Here is an 18,240-nt window from a genome sequence, read left to right as displayed (position 1 = left end):
GTGATCGATGAGCCTCACGCTGGACGGACCGGTTCTGGAGGGCTCGCTCGTCCGCCTGGAGCCCTTGGCCCACCGTCACGCCGCGGACCTGGCGAGGGCCGCGGAGGAGGACCGCGGTTCGTACCGGTTCACCTGGGTGCCGAGGGCGGCCGAGGTCGGCGGGTACATCGACGCCCAGCTCGCCCGCGCCGCCGAGGGGAAACTGGCTCCGTACGCGCAGGTGGACCGGGCGTCGGGACGCGCGGTCGGGGCCACGGCCTACTGGGACCCGCGGCCGTGGCCGGAGGGCGAGGGACTGTGCGCGGTCGAGGTCGGCTTCACCTGGCTCGCGGCATCCGCCCAGGGCACCGGCGTGAACACCGAGGCCAAGTACCTGCTGTTCCGGCACGCCTTCGAGAACTGGGACGTGGCACGCGTCGACCTGAAGACCGACGCGCGCAACGCCCGTTCACGGGCCGCGATCGAGCGGGCGGGCGCCCGCTTCGAGGGCGTCCTGCGGAACTGGTCCCGCTCCTGGGTACCGGGCGAGGACGGCCGGCTCCGTGACTCCGCGATCTTCTCGATCACCGCGGAGGAGTGGCCGGCCTGCCGGGCGGGCCTCGAACGACGCCTCACACGGGTGACACCGGGGCCGACCCTCACCTGACCACCCGCAGCAGCAGAACGGCCCGCCCCGGCACCCCGATCGCGTCCCCCGCCCGGTATCCCACCCCCGGCGCCTCCCCCTGCTCCTCCCGTGACGTGTCGACGACGACCTCGTACCGCTCGGCCCAAGGGGAGCCCGGCAGTGCGAAGTTCGTCGGGGTGTCGCCCGTGTGGAGGATCGCGAGGAAGCTGTCGTCGGTGATCGGTACCCCCCGGGCGTCCCGGCCGGGGATGTCGAGGCCCGAGAGGTACATGCCCAGCGTCTCCGCCGGCGCGTACCAGTCCCGTTCCGTCATCTCCGCGCCCCGGGCGGTGAACCAGGCCAGGTCCCGCAGCCCGTCGGCCGAATGGGCCCGGCCGGAGAAGAACGCCCGGCGGCGCAGTACGGGATGGCGGTGCCGCAACTCGATGAGCCGGGCGGTCAGTTCGGTCAGCGCGCGCCAGCCCGGGTCCTCCAGCAGGCTCCAGTCCACCCAGCTGATCTCGTTGTCCTGGCAGTACGCGTTGTTGTTGCCCCCCTGCGTACGCCCCAGCTCGTCGCCCGCGACCAGCATCGGAACACCCGTCGACAGCAACAGGGTTGTCAGCAGGTTCCGCAACTGGCGCCGCCGCAGGGCCAGTATCTGCTCGTCGTCGGTCTCGCCCTCCACACCGCAGTTCCAGGAGCGGTTGTCGTTCGTGCCGTCCCGGTTGCCCTCCCCGTTGGCCTCGTTGTGCTTCCGCTCGTACGACACCATGTCCCGGAGCGTGAAACCGTCGTGCGCCGTCACGAAGTTGACCGAGGCGTAGGGGCGCCGACCGCCCCACGCGTACAGGTCGCTCGACCCCGACAGGCGGTATCCCAGGTCCCGCACGTCCGGCAGCGCGCCCCGCCAGAAGTCCCGTACCGCGTTGCGATAGCGGTCGTTCCACTCCGTCCACAGCGGGGGGAACGCGCCCACCTGGTAGCCGCCGGAACCGACGTCCCACGGCTCCGCGATCAGCTTCACCCGGCGCAGCACCGGGTCCTGCGCGATCACCGCCAGGAAGGGGGAGAGCATGTCGACGTCGTGCATCGAGCGGGCCAGGGCCGCGGCCAGGTCGAAGCGGAAACCGTCGACCCCCATCTCCGTCACCCAGTACCGCAGCGAGTCGGTGATCAGCCGCAGCACGTGCGGCTGGACCACGTGGAGCGTGTTCCCGCAGCCCGTGTAGTCCGTGTAGCGGCGCGCGTCGCTCTGCAGCCGGTAGTAACCCCTGTTGTCCATGCCCCGCAGCGACAGTGTCGGGCCGTGTTCGTCCGCCTCCGCCGTGTGGTTGTAGACCACGTCGAGGATGACCTCGATGCCCGCCTCGTGCAGTGCGCGCACCATGCGCTTGAACTCGCCGACCTGCTGGCCCGCCGTACCCGTCGCCGCGTACCCGGCGTGCGGGGCGAAGTAGCCGATCGAGTTGTAGCCCCAGTAGTTCTTCACACCCCGGCGCAGGAGATGGTCCTCGTGAGCGAACTGGTGCACCGGCAGCAGTTCCACCGCCGTCACGCCCAGCTTCGTCAGGTGCGCTATCGCCGCCGGGTGCGCCAGGCCCGCGTAGGTGCCCCGCAACTCCTCCGGGATGCCCGGGTGCAGCTTGGTGAAGCCCTTGACGTGGACCTCGTAGATCACCGAGTCCGCCCACGGGGTCTTCGGGCGGCGGTCGTCCGCCCACTCGTCGTCGGGGGCGTCGTCGTGCACGACGACGCCCTTCGGGACGAACGGCGCCGAGTCGCGGTCGTCGCGCACGGTGTCCGCGACCTGCTGCTGGGGCCAGTCACGGACGTGCCCGTACACCTCGGGGGGCAGGTCGAAATCGCCGTCCACCGCGCGCGCGTACGGGTCGAGAAGCAGCTTCGCCGGGTTCCAGCGGGCGCCCGTCCACGGGTCCCAGCGGCCGTGCACGCGGTAGCCGTACCGCTGGCCCGGCCCGACCCCGGGCACGAAGCCGTGCCAGATCTCGTGCGTCAGTTCGGTGAGGGGGATGCGGGTCTCCACCTCCGCGCCGCCCCCGTCGCCCTCCTCGACCTCGCCGAACAGGCACAGCTCCACCGCTTCCGCGCCGCCCGCCCACAGCGCGAAGTTGGTGCCCGACACCCCGTCGGGGCCCGTGCGGAAACGTGCGCCGAGGGGCATCGGCGTCCCCGGCCACACGGGCACGGCGGGCAGCGCGGCGCGTGACGTGCCGTTCAGCGCGCTGTCGGTATGGGGACCGGGATCGAGATCGATGTCGGGCAACACGGCTTCGGGGCGCCTCTCCTCGACGGTGCGCTGTTTGGCGACCGCCTTCTGCTCGGCTGCGCTGGACACCTCTCCGCCTCCCGCGACTCATGGGACGAGTGAAACGAGTAAAACGAAGCGAGCACAGCAAGAACAAGTGTGCGGCGTCCCGGCCGCGGCGCCCTGTTGCGTTGTACTTCGCGTCGTTTCTCCCCCCTGTTCTGCCCAGAGCATGGCTCGCACTCACGTTTCCCCGGGGCGGGCCGCGTCGTTGGGTGCGGTGTGAGGCACGTACAAGGGCGCGCTGGGCGCGCGAGGGCCGGGCTGGTCGCCGTACTGACATGGGCAGGACTGCTGGCCGGAGTCGCCGGCTGCACTTCGGAGGGGGTGGGCGGCGCGGACTCGGTGTTCGGGAAACCCAGGGCGCCGCAGGATGTGATCGACGTCTCGCCCGCCGACGGCAGCCGTTCCGTGCGCCCCGGCAGCCCCCTTCTCGTCCGGGTGCCCAGTGGGCGCCTGGAGTCGGTGAAGGTCGTCAGCGCACAGGACGCGCAGGAGTCGGAGGTGTCCGGGCGGATCTCCGAGGACGGGCTGTCCTGGCGGCCCGACGACGCGCGGCTCGCGCTGGCCGCCAGGTACACGGTCGACGCCGTGGCGCTCGACGCCCACGGACGCCGTTCGGCCCGGCACACGACCTTCACCACGTACGTGCCCGATGAGCGGTTCATCGGGTACGTCACCCCGGAGAACCGTGCCACCGTCGGCACCGGAATGATCGTGTCGCTGGAGTTCAACCGCGAGATCAGGAACCGGGCGGCCGTGGAACGCGCCGTGCGCGTCACCGCGGAGCCCCCCGTCGACATCCGGCCGCACTGGTTCGGCTCCGAACGCCTCGACTTCCGGCCCGAGGAGTACTGGGCGCCGGGGACCAGGGTCACCGTCGAGCTGGCGCTGCGGGACGTCGAGGGGGCTCCTGGGGTCTACGGGATCCAGCACAAGACGTTCGCCTTCACCGTCGGCCGCAGCCAGGTCTCGCTGGTCGACGCCGCCGCGCACACCATGGAGGTGCGGCGCGACGGCGACCTGCTCGCCACGGTGCCGATCACCGCGGGGTCGCCGAAGAACACGACGTACAACGGGAAGATGGTGGTCTCGGAGATGCTCGAAGTGACCCGGATGAACAGCCGCACGGTCGGCTTCGGCGGCGAGTACGACATCCCGGACGTGCCGCACGCGATGCGCCTGACCACCTCCGGAACCTTCCTGCACGGCAACTACTGGGCGCCGGACGCCTTCGGCAACACCAACGTCAGTCACGGCTGCGTGGGGCTCAAGGACGTGAAGGGCGGCAGCGCCGACAGCCCGGCGGGCTGGTTCTTCGACCGCAGCCTTGTCGGGGACGTCATCGAGGTCGTCCACAGCAAGGACAAGAAGGTCGCCCCCGACAACGGGCTCGGCGGCTGGAACATGGGCTGGAAGGAGTGGACGGCGGGCAGCGCGGTGAAGTAGCGGGACGCCGAACGACGTCGTAGTGGTCACCGAAGCGCTGTAACGGTCACGGGGGTGACCTGAACGGTCGGGTCCGACAATCTGATGATGTTGGGACGGAATGGTGACCTTCAGGGGCCGCCGGGGGGCGTGACCTTGTGGTTAATATGCGCCCGGGGTGCGCGGGACGCGCCGGGGAAGCGGGCCTGAGTCAGGCCACGGGGAGGGGAGAAAGCTTGAACACGCGACCGATATCGGGGGCTTCGGCTGCGGCACGGCGAGGCAGGACCAAGGCGGCCGGGACACGCGGCATACGTGGCGGCAGAGGACCACTGGCGCTGCTCGCCGGTGTCCTGCTCGTCGCCGTCACCGCGTGCGGCGGGGGTGGCGGCGGCTCGGACTCCGGGTCCGACGACGCCAAGCCGAAGGGCAAGGACTCCACCACCGCGCAGACCCAGCAGTCGCAGGCGGTCGTCACCATCGCGCCCAAGGACGGCGCCAGGTCGGTGGACACCAGCGGCGCACTCAACGTCAGCGCCGCCAAGGGCAAGCTGACCGAGGTCAAGGTCGAGGACTCCAAGGGCAACGCGGTCGCGGGCGCGCTGACCGCCGGCGACACCAAGTGGGCGCCGTCGACGCATCTCGCCGCGTCGACCACGTACAAGGTGCACGTGGTGGCGAAGGACGCCGAGGGGCGGACGGCGGCGGAGGAGTCCTCCTTCACCACCCTCACCCCGAAGAACACGTTCGTCGGCACGTTCACGCCCGAGGACGGTTCGAAGGTCGGCGTGGGCATGCCCTTCTCGATCCGCTTCACGCGGGGCATCACACACCCCGAGGACGTCGAGAAGGCCATCACGGTCAGGACCGAGCCGGCCGTCGACGTCGAGGGCCACTGGTTCGGCAACGACCGCCTCGACTTCCGCCCGGAGAAGTACTGGACGCCGGGCACGAAGGTCACCGTCGCCCTCGCCCTCGACGGCGTCGAGGGACGGCCCGGTGTCTACGGCAAGCAGGCCAAGCAGGTCTCCTTCACCATCGGCCGCAGCCAGGTCTCCACGGTCGACGTCAAGACCAGGAAGATGGTCGTACGACGGGACGGCAAGGTCATCAAGACCATCCCCGTCACCACCGGCAAGCCCGGCTACGACACCTGGAACGGCCAGATGGTCATCACCGAGCGCCTCGAAGTGACCCGGATGAACGGCGAGACGGTCGGCTACGGCGGTGAGTACGACATCAAGGACGTCCCGCACGCCCAGCGTCTGACCGACTCCGGCACCTTCATCCACGGCAACTACTGGGGCGGCGACGCCTTCGGCAACTACAACGCCAGCCACGGCTGCATCGGCCTCCGGGACGTGCGCGGCGGCTACGACAGCGGTGTGTCGGCGGCCTGGTTCTTCAACCGTTCGATGATCGGCGACGTGGTGATCGTGAAGAACTCCAACGACCGGATCGTCGACCCGGACAACGGGCTCAACGCCTGGAACATGTCCTGGGAGAAGTGGAAGGCGTAGCCCCTCCCCGTCCTCTCCGCTCCTCTCTCCGCCACGACGCTCCGCGGGCCCGGTGTGACTGACAGCACCGGGCCCGTTGTCGTTAGTGTTCGTTAACCTGCGTACATGACTGTGCATCTCGAAGTCGCCGAGGGCGTCGGCACGATCCGGCTGGACCGGCCGCCCATGAACGCGCTGGACGTCGCCACCCAGGACCGCCTCAAGGAACTCGCGGAGGAGGCCACCCGCCGGGACGACGTACGGGCGGTCGTCGTGTACGGCGGGGAGAAGGTGTTCGCGGCCGGCGCGGACATCAAGGAGATGCAGGCGATGGACCACGCGGCGATGGTCGCCCGGTCCAGGGACCTGCAGAACTCCTTCAGTGCCGTGGCCCGTATCCCCAAGCCCGTCGTCGCCGCGGTGACCGGCTACGCGCTCGGCGGCGGCTGTGAGCTGGCGCTCTGCGCGGACTACCGCATCGCCGGCGACAATGCGAAACTCGGTCAGCCGGAGATCCTGCTGGGAGTGATCCCCGGCGCGGGCGGTACGCAGAGACTGTCCCGGCTGATCGGCCCGTCCCGGGCCAAGGACCTGATCTTCACCGGACGGATGGTCAAGGCCGACGAGGCGCTGGCGCTCGGCCTGGTCGACCGCGTGGTACCGGCAGCGGACGTGTACACCGAGGCACACGCGTGGGCGGCGAAGCTCGCGCAGGGACCGGCGATCGCGCTGCGCGCGGCGAAGGAGTCGATCGACGCGGGTCTGGAGACGGACCTGGAGACAGGGCTCGCGATCGAGCGGAACTGGTTCGCGGGCCTGTTCGCGACGGAGGACCGGGAGATCGGGATGCGGAGCTTCGTGGAGGAGGGCCCCGGTAAGGCGAAGTTCCTCTGACTCTCGCCGAGTTCCGCCAGGTTCCGCCGATTTTCTCGAACAAAGTACTTGCAGTTGACGCGATGTCTTATCCGGGTCCCTCGATCGGGCGGTTTATGGGAGCCTTAAGCGAGCCTTAAGCCTGTCTTGTCGAGGGGGCCTGTCGCTTGCCCGAAAGTGAGCTTCCGTCGCAGGTCGGAGGTCCTTCGGGGCCCGACGTGATGCCAACGGCATATGCCGAACGGCCTATTCGGAATGACGTGTTCCGGGGGGCGTATTCCCGCGGAACAGCCCCCGAGGGCGGCTCGGGCGGCCATGATGGGGGCATGGCGGGGCTGGAGGGCATGGAACAGCCGCGGGGACACGGTCGTGCGACGGCGGCGCGGTGGTCGCCTGCGGTGGAGGACGAACGAGCGCTCAAGGCGCTCGAGTTGTTCGGAGACCCGACGGAGGCCGAGGTTCCGCTGCCGTCCCGCCCCGAGTCCGCCGCGACCGCGCGCCGCCTCGCCCAGGTCGTCGTACTGCGTCACTGGGGACTGTCCCCCAAGATGACCGAGGACGCCGTGCTGCTCGTCTCCGAACTGGTCGGCAACGCGGTGCGTCACACCGGCGCGAGAGTCTTCGGCCTGCGCATGCGCCGGCGCCGCGGATGGATCCGGGTGGAGGTCCGGGACCCCTCACGGGGACTGCCGTGTCTGATGCCGGTCCAGGAGATGGACATCAGCGGGCGGGGACTGATGCTGGTGGACAAGCTCTCCGACCGCTGGGGCGTCGACCTGCTGCCGCGCGGGAAGACGACGTGGTTCGAGATGCGGGTCGCCGACCGGTAGAGCACGCGACCGGGCGCGAGGGTGCCTGGCCCTACGAGTGGTGGCCGTACGGGCGGTTGCCGTGCGGGCGGTTGCCGTACGGGGGGTGACCGTATGTGGGCGGGCCGCCGATCGGGCTAATCGCCTGTTTTCCGGACCGACCCCCCTTAAATGGTGCGGTGACCACGACCGACCGTCGGGCGGTGCTGCGCGCGGGCGCCGGAATCGTTGCCTCGGGGGTGCTGACCAGCGGGTGCGCGACCAGTGACGCCACCGGCGGTGCCGCCGCTCAGCCCGTCGCCCCCTCAGCCACCGCCCCGGCCTCCCGTACCCCCGCCCCCGCTCCCGCACCGCTCCTCCGCTACCCCGCCCAGATCCCCCACGGCCCCCGCGACCGCCCCCGGGTCGCCCTCACCTTCCACGGCGACGGCGACCCCGCCACCGCGCACGCGCTGCTCGACGCCGCCGAGGAACACGGCTCCCGCGTCACCGTGTTCGCCGTCGGGACCTGGCTCGACGCCCACCCCGGCCTGGCGCACCGCGTCCTCGACGGCGGTCACGAACTCGGCAACCACACCCTCCGGCACCTCGACATCAACACCATGCCGGAGGCGGACGCCGACGCCGAGATCAGAGGGTGCGCCGAGCGACTGAAAAGGCTCACCGGCTCCATCGGCACCTGGTTCAGGCCCTCGCGGGCCGCCCGCGCCTCCCCGCTCGTCGAACGGCTCGCCCACCGGGCCGGCTACCCGCACGTCCTGTCCTACGACGTCGACTCCCTCGACTTCACCTCGCCGGGCGCCCCCGCCGTCGTACGCAACGTCATGGCCGGCATCCGCGCCGGATCGATCGTGAGCCTGCACCTCGGCTACGCGGACACGGTCGCCGCGTTCCCCGGCCTCCTGCACGAACTCGACCGCCGCGGCCTGCGCGCGGTGACCACCACGGAGTTGCTGACCTGATGCCCCCCACCGCCATCACCCGCGCCCTCGTCACGGGGGCCGCTCTCGCCGTCCTCGCCGGAATCGCCGGCTGCGGCACCGAGCCCCGCACCGAGTCCCGCACCGAGACCCGCACCGAGACCCGCACCGAGTCCCGCACCGAGGCCGGCGAACAGCCGAACAGGGCCCGCGGCACGGTCGGGGCCGCCCGGCCCGCCGTCCCCGCCGCGCCCGTGGTCCGGGGACTGCCCGGGATGCCGCCCGTCCTCCACCCGCGTGACGTGTACGCCGCCGACCGGCCGAACAGACTCTCCCCGGTCGTCCGGGACTTCCCGTCCCGGGTCTACGTGCCCAACACCGAGTCCGACACCGTCTCCGTCATCGACCCGAGGACGTACGAGATCGTCGAGACGATCCACGTCGGGCGCCAGCCGCAACACGTCGTGCCCTCCTGGGACCTCAAGACCCTCTGGGTCAACAACAACCGCGGGCACACCCTCACGCCCATCGACCCGAGGACCGGGAAGGCGGGCGAACCGGTCGACGTCCACGACCCATACAACCTCTACTTCACGCCCAACGGCAGATACGCCGTCGTCATGGCCTCCCTGGACCGCGAGCTCGTCTTCCGCGACCCGCACACCATGAAGATCGCCAAGACCGTGCCCGTCAGCTGCTACGGCGTCAACCACGCCGACTTCTCCCTCGACGGCCGGTACTTCGTCGTGTCCTGCGAGTTCAGCGGCGAACTGCTGAAGGTCGACACGGAGAAGATGAAGGTCGTCGGGCAACAGAAGCTGCCCTTCGAGGGCGCGATGCCCCAGGACGTCAAGATCTCGCCCGACGGCAAGCGGTTCTACGTCGCCGACATGATGGCCGACGGCATGTGGGTCCTGGACGGCGACAGCTTCGCCCGGCCCACCCTCCTGCCCACCGGCAAGGGCACCCACGGGCTGTACGTCAGCCGCGACTCCCGCGAGATGTACGTCTCCAACCGGGGCGAGGGCACCGTCTCCGTCTTCGACTTCGAGAAGGGCGAGGTCACGAAGAAGTGGCGGCTGCCCGACGGCGGCAGCCCCGACATGGGCGGCGTCTCCGCCGACGGCAGGGTCCTCTGGCTGTCCGGCCGTTACGACGACGAGGTGTACGCCATCGACACCCGGACCGGCAGGCAGCTCGCCCGCGTCAGCGTCGGCCGTGGCCCGCACGGTCTCGCCGTCTACCCGCAGCCCGGCCGCTATTCACTCGGACACACGGGCATCTTCCGCTGATCCCCGGCCCGCCCTCAGTTCGGCGACCCGGTCAAGGCGGCCGTCGACCGCCGCGTCGGCGTCGGCCGGGACGTCTACGGGGCGAGCAGCAGCGCCTCCCCGCCCACCGGCACGAACCCGGCCGCCTGGAACGCCCGCACACTGCGGGCGTTGCCGGGAGCCAGTTGCGCCCACACCGGCTCCCCGCCGCTCAGCTGCCTGGCGGCAGCCGCCAGCGCCCGCCCCAGCCCCCGGTGCCGTACCGTCTCCGCCACCTCCACCGCGGCCTCCAGCCGCCCCGCGACCCCGCGCCCGAGGATGAGCACCCCGCCGTCGGCCGCCCACACCCGCACGTCGTCGCGGTGCTTGTGGGCCCGGGCGATCCGGTGATGCCCGAGGCCGTCGATCTCCGTCAGCGGCAGCGGCGGGTCCCCCTGGACCGGGGAGGCGACCGCGAGGAGGTCGATGGTCTCGTTCGAGCGGCCCGTACGGTCCATGAGGGCGGCCAGGAAACGCGGGTTCATCGGCGCGGAGAGCGCGTCGCTGTCGACGCCGGCCAGGGTCCGGCGTACCCAGTCCGGGTCCTCGTCCGTGAAGACGACGGCGTGCGCGGTGAAGGCGATGACCCCGGCGTCGCGGTGGGAGGCCTGGGGCACGATCGTCGTGCGGCCGTCGGGAGGCGGGAAGACACCCCGCGCCGCCGAGTCGAGAATGTCCTTCAGCGTTTCCCCCACAGCGCCCCTCCCGGCCTCTTGAGTCTCCACCCACTGGAAGGCCCAGACTCGCCAACATGATCGACGACGGCACCGGACATCTCACCATCGGCGAACTGGCCCGGGCCACCGGGCTGACCGTACGGACCATCCGCTACTGGTCCGACGAGGGCGCCCTGCCGCCCGTCACCCGGTCGGCCGGCGGGTACCGGCTGTACGACGCCGGCTCCGTGGCCCGCCTCGAACTGGTCCGCACCCTGCGCGAACTGGGCCTCGGCCTGGACCACGTACGCGCCGTGCTGGCCGGGGAGACGACGGTCGCGGAGGTGGCCGCCGCGCATGTGGCGGCGCTGGACGCGCAGATCCGGACGCTGCGGGTGACCCGTGCGGTGCTGTCGTCCGTGGCGAGACGCGGTTCCACCGCGGAGGAGACGACACTCATGAACAAGCTGGCGCGGCTGTCGGCCGCCGAACGCAAACGCATCCTGGAGGAGTTCGTGGACGAGATGTTCCACGGCCTCGACACGGCGGACCCGGCGATCCGCGACCGGATGCGGAACGTCGCCGCCGACCTGCCCGACGACCCGACGCCCGAACAGGTCGACGCCTGGGTGGAGTTGGCCGAGCTGCTGAGTGACCCGGAGTTCAAGGCGCGGATGCGCGCGGTGGCCGAGTTCAACGCCGCCGACCGCGGCCACGACGCCGAGGAGGGCGCGTCCCTGTGGTTCGCCCAGCGGATGGTCAAGCTGGCGGCCGATGCCCGTGCGCGGGGTGTCGCCCCCGACGACCCGGAGGCCGCGGAGGTACTGCGGGACCTGCTGGGCGACGCCGACCCCGCCGACGTACTCGCGCGCCTGGAGTCGCCGACGAACGACACGGTCGCCCGCTACCGCGAGTTGCTCGTCGCGGTGAAGGGACAGGAACCGCCGGCCGCGCACCGTGCGGAGTTCGGGTGGGTGGTCGCGGCGCTGCGTGCGCGCTCGGCCAGCTAATCTGACCTCGTCAGTAGTACGTACATGAAGGGGCGGGTCCCGGTGGCGGACATCGAGGAAGCACGCAAGCAGTTCGAGCGGATCGACACGAACGGTGACGGGTTCATCACGGCCGCCGAGTTCAAGACCGCCCTGGCACAGGAGGGCGACTGGAACGTCACCGAGTCCGTGGCCGAGGTCATCATCGCCTCCCGCGACCTCGACGGCGACAAGCTCCTGTCGTTCGACGAGTTCTGGACGTACCTGAACAAGTAGCGCCGATCAGTACGTGAAAGGGGCGCCCACCGGACCGCCGGCGGGCGCCCCTTTCACGTCCCCGCGAGGGTGTTGGGGGCACCCGGATGCGCGGAGAACGTGTCGGACGTAAGCGTCAGTTGAAGGCTGCCCACTCCTGCAGGGCCTTCTTGGTCGCGAAGTCGCCGACGTTCGTGTCGACCGGGTCGTCGGTGTACTGGTGGAAGCGCCATGTCGCCTGGATACGGGGCTCGCCGGCCGTCACGTAGTCGGCTATCCACAGTCCGTCGCCCGCGTAGGAGGTCGTATCGACGTTCAACCAGTAGTTCCTGTTGCAGTAGAGGACGACCCGGTTGTCCGGCCGGAGTTCCTTCACTTTGCGGATGAAGGTGTCCTTCTCGGCGTTCGAGGCGTGGGTGCCGTCGCCCGTCGTCTCCCAGTCGACGGCGAGGATGTCGGCATTCGCCCGCTCCGAGGCCCTGCTGAGGAAGTACTCGGCCTGGGCGGTCAGGTTGCCGGGCCAGAGGAAGTGGTAGAAGCCGACCACGCAGCCGGCGTCGCGGGCCCGTTCCGTCTGCGCGGCGAGCTTGGGATTGACGTACGAACGGCCCTCCGTCGCCTTGATGAAGACGAAGGAGAGGCCGTCCGTGTCGTAGGCGGAGGACTGGTACGCGCTCACGTCTATGCCGCGCAGCATGGGGTGCTCCCTGAAGTGCCGGTGGGGGGACAGGAATTGCTGGTTTCCCACCTTTGCACAAGTGATTCCGCGGCACGGGGGATTGCCGGTTCAGCCTCTTGCCGATCGCGGTGGAGACCCCTGCCCCGCCGGTCATGACCAGGACGCTGCGCCTCGTCTTGGTCGGCCCGTTTCCACGTCAAGGGACTCCAGGAACGGCAGGTACGCCGCCTCAACCCGCCGGGCGTCGCGGCGGACGTATGTGCGGACGTCGTTCCGCGGTGTGCCGTCGTAGATGTCGGTGAGGAGAGCGGTGGGCCTGACATCGAGGAAGACGTCCTGCCAGGGGTAGCGCCTGCGCGCACCGGGCGGCCCGATGACGGCCCAGGCCCAGTGCAGCGCCAGCAGCGCGGTGGCGGGGTCGGGGTCCTTTGCCGATTCGCCCCCGCGGGCGGCTCGGACGACGGCCGCGTGGTCGCTCCGGCCCATGGCCTCCCACGTGACACGGGATTCCTCGCGCATCCACCGCTGATCCGGCATCAGGACTCCTCACCGTTCACCGATCATCGGGTTTCGCTCCGTGACGGTCGGCGGGCAGGGCGTATCGCCTCAGCACTCGATGATGTTCACCGCGAGCCCGCCCCGCGCCGTCTCCTTGTACTTGACGTACATGTGGACGGCTACTGATCATGGGGTTGACCTGCGGTTTTGATATACCCAGGCTTGCCTTGAATCACGTCAGGGACTTTTTGGGGACTTTTTGTCGGGGCTGATTACAACGTATTCGATGCTGCGTGAGACGCCTGTGGGGTTGGGTCGTTGATGCTCGGGCGGCACCCGATGACTTCGGTGAGCCCCGCACTCGTAATGCGTACGTCTTGGGTTCGCCTTGAAGCCTGGCCGGTCGGCCGGGTCTGGTTCATGACCACGCGAGGGTCGCCGAACTCCAAGTGAGGCTGATGGCATCGTCGTTGAGAAGTGTGTCGGCGAAGGCGGTGACCTGTCGGACGACGTCGGTGAAGCGTTCGGGGTAGCCGGTCGCGGCGGGGCCCTGTCTCCGGCGCCAGGCGGTGTACGAGGTCTGGCGGCGCTCGCCGAGGTCGCTGATGGCGGTGCTGAGGGGTTTCAGGGTGATGCCGCGGTGTGCGGCGGTGGCGGTCAGCGCGGTGGTGAGTTCCTGGCCGTCGAGGTCGTTGAGGGTGAGCAGCCGGTAGAGATCGCCGTAGTCGCGGTCGCGGGTGTTGAGGTCGCCGAGTGAGACGGCGGTGGAGAGCTTCTCGGCGATGACGGTGGCGAGTGGGTAGCCGAGGAGCTGGAAGCTGTCCGTCGTGAGCTGCTGTGGGTAGTCGATGATCCGGGGGCCGGGAGTGACTGGATCGCCGAAGCTGACATCAAGTTGGAGCTTGAGTCGTGCTCGGGCGACGGAGGCGCCCATGGACAGACGCAGACCGTGGTACTCGTCCTCCTCGCGGATGGGCACGGTCTTGAGCGTCGCGGGATCGAATGCGACGCCGTCGTCGATCTCGGTGGCGGCGATGCCGGCGATCCTGCGAATGATCTCCGCTTCGTCGCCTGGAAAAGAGCGGCCGAGGATGTCGATGTCGCGGGTCATCCGGCGTGCGCCGAACTGGGCGAGGAGCAGGCCGCCCTTGAGTACGAAGTGTTCGCGGCCGAGGGGTGACGCGGCCAGGCGGTAGAGGAAGCGTTCGAGGACGTACTCGACCATGATCTCGTCCGTGGACCGGCTGGCGTGGCGAGCCAGGTTGCGCAGGTCGTTGTAGACGCGGCCGGCGGTGGTGTCACGAGTGGGGTTGGCCATCAGGCGAGCACCGCCTCAACGGCAGGGCGGATAACGGAGAGAGCACCCAACTCGCGCGCGACGTCCTGGAGTTCGCCGATGTTACGGCGTCCGCCCTGGCGCAGATAGCGGCCGAGCGCGGACAGGGCGAGGGTCTCGCCGATGCGGCTGCGGTGGCGCATTGCGTCGACGACGCTGCGGGCGGCGCTGTACACGGGGATGGTTTCTCCTGGGGCTGCTTCGAATCGTTCGACGCCGAGAGCGAAGGTCGTCGGGGCGTACTGCGCCACTACGGTGGGCGGGTAGGAGATCGTGGGGCGGCGTGTACCGCGCGGCACGGCGATGTGTACCGCTGCGGGGATGTCGTCGATCAGCTCGTGCAGGGCCAGAGCGGACTCGCCGCACACGACGGCGCGAGGAGCCCGTGCGCACACGGCCAGCAGATCCGCGTGCGCGGTCTCTGGTGCGTCTGCCCGTCGGTAGACCCCTCGGGACAGTTCGTCTATCTCTCCCTCCGCGACCAAGGACGCCAGATCACGAGGGGAGAGCAGGACCTGACGTGCTTGCGCCGTAGTGAACGTGGGGGAGAGGCCGGTCAGCCGCTGCTCCAAGCGCGGGTTCTCCGCAGCACTCATGTATCGAATAGTACCCCTCTGGAGGTTTCAGGGGATCGATTTGATACATCCTGGCGACGGTTGGCGGTCAGGGCGAGTCGGAACAGCGATCGAAGAGGTTACGAACCTCCAGGTCAGGCTCCCGCCCATGGGATTTCCTGGGGACTTTTCGGGGACTTTCAAGCCTGTCTCAGGGAGTTTTCGGGGACTTCCCGCCGAGTAAGCAGGGAAGGCCCCGACAGCACCGAAAGACACGAACGTGCTGGTTAGGGCCTGTTGCCTCAGCACTCGATGATGTTCACCGCGAGCCCGCCCCGCGCCGTCTCCTTGTACTTGACGCTCATGTCGGCGCCCGTTTCCTTCATCGTCTTGATGACCTTGTCCAGGGACACCTTGTGCGAGCCGTCCCCCCGCATCGCCATCCGGGCCGCCGTGACCGCCTTCACCGCGGCCATGCCGTTGCGTTCGATGCACGGGATCTGGACCAGGCCGCCGACCGGATCGCAGGTCAGGCCGAGATTGTGTTCCATGCCGATCTCGGCCGCGTTCTCGACCTGTTCGGGGCTGCCGCCGAGCACCTCGGCCAGTGCGCCCGCCGCCATCGAGCAGGCCGAGCCCACCTCGCCCTGGCAGCCGACCTCCGCGCCGGAGATGGACGCGTTCTCCTTGAACAGCATGCCGATCGCGCCTGCGGCGAGGAGGAAGCGGACCACGCCCTCCTCGTCGGCGCCCGGCACGAAGTTGATGTAGTAGTGCAGGACCGCCGGAATGATGCCCGCGGCCCCGTTCGTCGGGGCCGTCACGACCCGACCGCCCGCCGCGTTCTCCTCGTTCACCGCCATCGCGTACAGCGTGATCCACTCCATGGCGCGGGCCAACGGCTCGCCCTCCGCGCGGAGTTGACGTGCCGACATGGCCGCGCGCCGGCGGACCCGGAGCCCGCCCGGCAGGATGCCCTCGCGGGACATGCCGCGTGCCGTGCACGTCTGCATCACACGCCAGATGTCCAGCAGCCCGGAGCGGATCTCGTCCTCGGTGCGCCAGGCCCGCTCGTTCTCCAGCATCAGCGCGGAGATCGACAGGCCCGTCTCCTTCGCCAGGCGCAGCAGTTCGTCGCCCGTGCGGAAGGGGTACTTGAGGGCCGTGTCGTCGAGCTTGATCCGGTCGGCGCCGACGGCGTCCTCGTCGACGACGAATCCGCCGCCCACCGAGTAGTACGTCTTCGAGAGGAGTTCGGCGCCCGAGGCGTCGTACGCCCACAGGGTCATGCCGTTCGCGTGGTAGGGGAGTGTCTTGCGGCGGTGGAGGATCAGGTCGTCGTCGAAGGAGAAGGCGATCTCATGGTCGTCGAGGAGCCTCAGCCGGCCCGACTCCTTGATCTGTTCCACCCGGGTGTCCGCGCCCTCCACGTCCACCGTGCGCGGTGAGGCGCCCTCCAGGCCGAGCAGCACCGCCTTGGGAGTTCCGTGGCCGTGTCCGGTCGCGCCCAGGGAGCCGTACAGCTCCGCGCGGACCGACGTCACCGCCCCGAGGACCTCCTCGTTGCGCAGTCGGCGCGCGAACAGCCGGGCCGCGCGCATCGGGCCGACCGTGTGGGAGCTGGACGGGCCGATACCGATCGAGAACAGGTCGAAGACCGAGATGGCCACGGGAACTCCTCAGAACGGGGGCGGTGGGCTCCGCACCGGGCGGAGCCCACGCACTCCAGGGGTACTACTTGGTCAGGCCGGGGTACAGCGGGTGCTTGTCGGCCAGCGCCTTCACGCGGGCCTTCAGGCTTTCGGCGTCGTAGGACGGCTTGAGGGTCTCGGCGATGACGTCCGCGACCTCCGTGAAGTCCTCGGTCGTGAAGCCGCGGGTGGCCAGCGCCGGGGTGCCGATCCGCAGGCCCGACGTCACCATCGGGGGCCGCGGGTCATTGGGGATCGCGTTCCGGTTGACGGTGATGCCGACCTCGTGGAGCCGGTCCTCCGCCTGCTTGCCGTCCAGCTCGGAGTCGCGCAGGTCGACGAGGACCAGGTGGACGTCCGTACCGCCGGAGAGGACGGACACGCCGTGCTCGGCGACGTCCGCGCGCACCAGGCGCTCGGCGAGGAGTTGCGCGCCCTCGACCGTACGGCGCTGGCGCTCCTTGAACTCCTCGCTCGCCGCGACCTTGAAGGAGACCGCCTTCGCCGCGATCACGTGCTCCAGGGGGCCGCCCTGGAAGCCCGGGAAGACGGACGAGTTCAGCTTCTTCGCGAACTCCTGCTTCGCCAGGATGATGCCGCCGCGCGGGCCGCCCAGCGTCTTGTGGGTCGTGGAGGTGACCACGTCCGCGTAGGGCACCGGGTTCGGGTGCAGGCCCGCCGCGACCAGACCGGCGAAGTGCGCCATGTCGACCCAGAGGTAGGCCCCGACCTCGTCCGCGATGCGGCGGAACTCCGCGAAGTCCAGCTGCCTCGGGTACGCGGACCAGCCCGCGATGATCACCTTCGGGCGGTGCTCCTTGGCGAGCTGCTCCAGCTCGGCCATGTCGACCAGGCCGGCCTCGTCCACGTGGTAGGCGACCACGTCGAACTGCTTGCCGGAGAAGTTCAGCCGCATCCCGTGGGTGAGATGGCCGCCGTGGGCCAGGTCCAGGCCGAGGATGGTGTCGCCGGGCTGGGCCAGCGCGAACAGCGCGGCCTGGTTGGCGGAGGCGCCCGAGTGCGGCTGCACGTTGGCGTACTCGGCGCCGAACAGCTCCTTGACCCGGTCGATCGCGATCTGCTCGGCGACGTCGACGTGCTCGCAGCCGCCGTAGTAGCGGCGGCCGGGGTAGCCCTCGGCGTACTTGTTGGTGAGGACCGAGCCCTGGGCCTCCATGACCGCGACCGGAGCGAAGTTCTCCGAGGCGATCATCTCCAGGGTGGACTGCTGGCGGTTCAGCTCGGCGTCGACGGCGGCGGCGATGTCGGGGTCGAGTTCGTGCAGGGGAGTGTTCAGAAGCGACATGGGGTCAGTACGTCCTTACGTCCTTGTGCCTGGAAATCTCAGCCCGGAGTCTCAGCTGCCGGAGAACGCGGTGTACTCGTCCGCGGAGAGCAGGTCGCCCGGCTCCTCCGAGACACGCACCTTGAAGAGCCAGCCGCCTTCGAACGGGGCGGAGTTCACCAGTGACGGATCGTTGGAGACGTCCTCGTTGACCTCGGTGACCTCACCGGTGACCGGGGAGTACAGGTCGCTGACGGACTTGGTCGACTCCAGCTCACCGCAGGTCTCGCCCGCGGTCACCGCGGCACCGACCTCGGGAAGCTGGACGTACACGACATCGCCGAGCGCGTTGGCCGCGTGCTCGGTGATACCGACCGTCGAGACGCCGTCCTCGGCGCCCGACAGCCACTCGTGCTCCTTGCTGTAGCGCAGCTGCTGGGGGTTGCTCATGGCCTGAATTCTCCTGTACGCGGGGGACTGGTCATGCATGGGGTGCTACGGGGGAAAAACCGCCTGCCTGTC

The 18,240-nt window shown here is 69.7% G+C and carries 18 protein-coding genes; 9 read left to right on the top strand and 9 right to left on the bottom strand.

What is annotated here, in order from left to right; translation table 11 throughout:
• The first annotated feature begins 7 nt into the window (after nucleotides 1-7).
• Nucleotides 8-646, top strand: coding sequence for a GNAT family N-acetyltransferase (locus OG595_RS11330; RefSeq protein ID WP_329270674.1), 639 nt, complete (start codon nucleotides 8-10; stop codon nucleotides 644-646).
• Here the strand turns inward: OG595_RS11330 and glgX are convergent.
• Nucleotides 639-2,966 (bottom strand): glycogen debranching protein GlgX, encoded by a 2,328-nt coding sequence (gene glgX, locus OG595_RS11325; RefSeq protein ID WP_329270672.1) that lies wholly within the window; start codon nucleotides 2,964-2,966, stop codon nucleotides 639-641. The genes OG595_RS11330 and glgX overlap by 8 nt on opposite strands.
• A gap of 192 nt (nucleotides 2,967-3,158) precedes the next feature.
• Here glgX and OG595_RS11320 point away from each other — a divergent pair, with 192 nt between their 5' ends.
• The 6 genes from OG595_RS11320 (at nucleotide 3,159) to OG595_RS11295 (ending at nucleotide 9,757) form a co-directional block, all read left to right on the top strand.
• Nucleotides 3,159-4,385: a L,D-transpeptidase gene (locus tag OG595_RS11320; protein WP_329270670.1), complete on the top strand. Its 1,227-nt coding sequence runs from the start codon at nucleotides 3,159-3,161 to the stop codon at nucleotides 4,383-4,385.
• A gap of 215 nt (nucleotides 4,386-4,600) precedes the next feature.
• The gene (locus OG595_RS11315; RefSeq protein ID WP_329270668.1) at nucleotides 4,601-5,884 is read left to right on the top strand and encodes a L,D-transpeptidase; all 1,284 of its coding nucleotides are present in this window, start codon (nucleotides 4,601-4,603) and stop codon (nucleotides 5,882-5,884) included.
• Nucleotides 5,885-5,989: 105 nt separating this feature from the next.
• Entirely contained in the window at nucleotides 5,990-6,757 is a 768-nt protein-coding gene (locus OG595_RS11310) for an enoyl-CoA hydratase/isomerase family protein (protein WP_329270665.1), read from the top strand.
• Nucleotides 6,758-7,062: 305 nt separating this feature from the next.
• On the top strand, nucleotides 7,063-7,566 hold the full coding sequence (locus OG595_RS11305) for an ATP-binding protein (protein WP_329270663.1): 504 nt from the start codon (nucleotides 7,063-7,065) through the stop codon (nucleotides 7,564-7,566).
• A 158-nt stretch (nucleotides 7,567-7,724) separates the two neighbouring features.
• On the top strand, nucleotides 7,725-8,507 hold the full coding sequence (locus tag OG595_RS11300) for a polysaccharide deacetylase family protein (protein WP_329270661.1): 783 nt from the start codon (nucleotides 7,725-7,727) through the stop codon (nucleotides 8,505-8,507).
• Nucleotides 8,507-9,757: a YVTN family beta-propeller repeat protein gene (locus tag OG595_RS11295; protein ID WP_329270659.1), complete on the top strand. Its 1,251-nt coding sequence runs from the start codon at nucleotides 8,507-8,509 to the stop codon at nucleotides 9,755-9,757. The genes OG595_RS11300 and OG595_RS11295 overlap by 1 nt, the downstream gene beginning before the upstream one ends.
• Nucleotides 9,758-9,831: 74 nt before the next feature.
• Here the strand turns inward: OG595_RS11295 and OG595_RS11290 are convergent, their stop codons facing one another.
• Complete coding sequence (locus tag OG595_RS11290) at nucleotides 9,832-10,470, bottom strand: GNAT family N-acetyltransferase (RefSeq protein ID WP_329270657.1); 639 nt, start codon at nucleotides 10,468-10,470, stop codon at nucleotides 9,832-9,834.
• Between the two features lie 56 nt (nucleotides 10,471-10,526).
• On the opposite strand from OG595_RS11290, the gene OG595_RS11285 reads away from it, so the two are divergent.
• Nucleotides 10,527-11,441 carry a helix-turn-helix domain-containing protein gene (locus OG595_RS11285; protein ID WP_329270655.1) on the top strand — a complete coding sequence of 305 codons (915 nt, stop codon included), beginning with the start codon at nucleotides 10,527-10,529 and terminating at the stop codon, nucleotides 11,439-11,441.
• A gap of 42 nt (nucleotides 11,442-11,483) precedes the next feature.
• A complete protein-coding gene (locus tag OG595_RS11280) occupies nucleotides 11,484-11,696 on the top strand; it encodes an EF-hand domain-containing protein (protein WP_329282798.1) in 213 nt (70 codons plus the stop codon).
• A 115-nt stretch (nucleotides 11,697-11,811) separates the two neighbouring features.
• On the opposite strand, the gene OG595_RS11275 is transcribed toward OG595_RS11280, so the two are convergent.
• The 7 genes from OG595_RS11275 to gcvH form a co-directional block, all read right to left on the bottom strand.
• Nucleotides 11,812-12,372 carry a glycoside hydrolase family 25 protein gene (locus tag OG595_RS11275; protein WP_329270653.1) on the bottom strand — a complete coding sequence of 187 codons (561 nt, stop codon included), beginning with the start codon at nucleotides 12,370-12,372 and terminating at the stop codon, nucleotides 11,812-11,814.
• Nucleotides 12,373-12,504: 132 nt separating this feature from the next.
• Nucleotides 12,505-12,891: a hypothetical protein gene (locus OG595_RS11270; RefSeq protein WP_329270652.1), complete on the bottom strand. Its 387-nt coding sequence runs from the start codon at nucleotides 12,889-12,891 to the stop codon at nucleotides 12,505-12,507.
• Between the two features lie 379 nt (nucleotides 12,892-13,270).
• Nucleotides 13,271-14,170 carry a nucleotidyl transferase AbiEii/AbiGii toxin family protein gene (locus tag OG595_RS11265; protein WP_329270650.1) on the bottom strand — a complete coding sequence of 300 codons (900 nt, stop codon included), beginning with the start codon at nucleotides 14,168-14,170 and terminating at the stop codon, nucleotides 13,271-13,273.
• Entirely contained in the window at nucleotides 14,170-14,784 is a 615-nt protein-coding gene (locus tag OG595_RS11260; RefSeq protein WP_329270649.1) for a type IV toxin-antitoxin system AbiEi family antitoxin domain-containing protein, read from the bottom strand. The genes OG595_RS11265 and OG595_RS11260 overlap by 1 nt, the downstream gene beginning before the upstream one ends.
• A gap of 260 nt (nucleotides 14,785-15,044) precedes the next feature.
• Entirely contained in the window at nucleotides 15,045-16,412 is a 1,368-nt protein-coding gene (locus OG595_RS11255) for an L-serine ammonia-lyase (RefSeq protein ID WP_329270647.1), read from the bottom strand.
• 64 nt (nucleotides 16,413-16,476) lie between these two features.
• Nucleotides 16,477-17,739, bottom strand: coding sequence for a serine hydroxymethyltransferase (gene glyA, locus OG595_RS11250; protein WP_329270644.1), 1,263 nt, complete (start codon nucleotides 17,737-17,739; stop codon nucleotides 16,477-16,479).
• Between the two features lie 51 nt (nucleotides 17,740-17,790).
• Nucleotides 17,791-18,168 (bottom strand): glycine cleavage system protein GcvH, encoded by a 378-nt coding sequence (gene gcvH, locus OG595_RS11245; protein WP_055529952.1) that lies wholly within the window; start codon nucleotides 18,166-18,168, stop codon nucleotides 17,791-17,793.
• Nucleotides 18,169-18,240 lie beyond the last annotated feature (72 nt).

Source organism: Streptomyces sp. NBC_01451, from assembly GCF_036227485.1.
In the GTDB taxonomy this organism is placed as follows: domain Bacteria; phylum Actinomycetota; class Actinomycetes; order Streptomycetales; family Streptomycetaceae; genus Streptomyces.
This window is presented reverse-complemented; position numbering and strand designations above follow the sequence as displayed.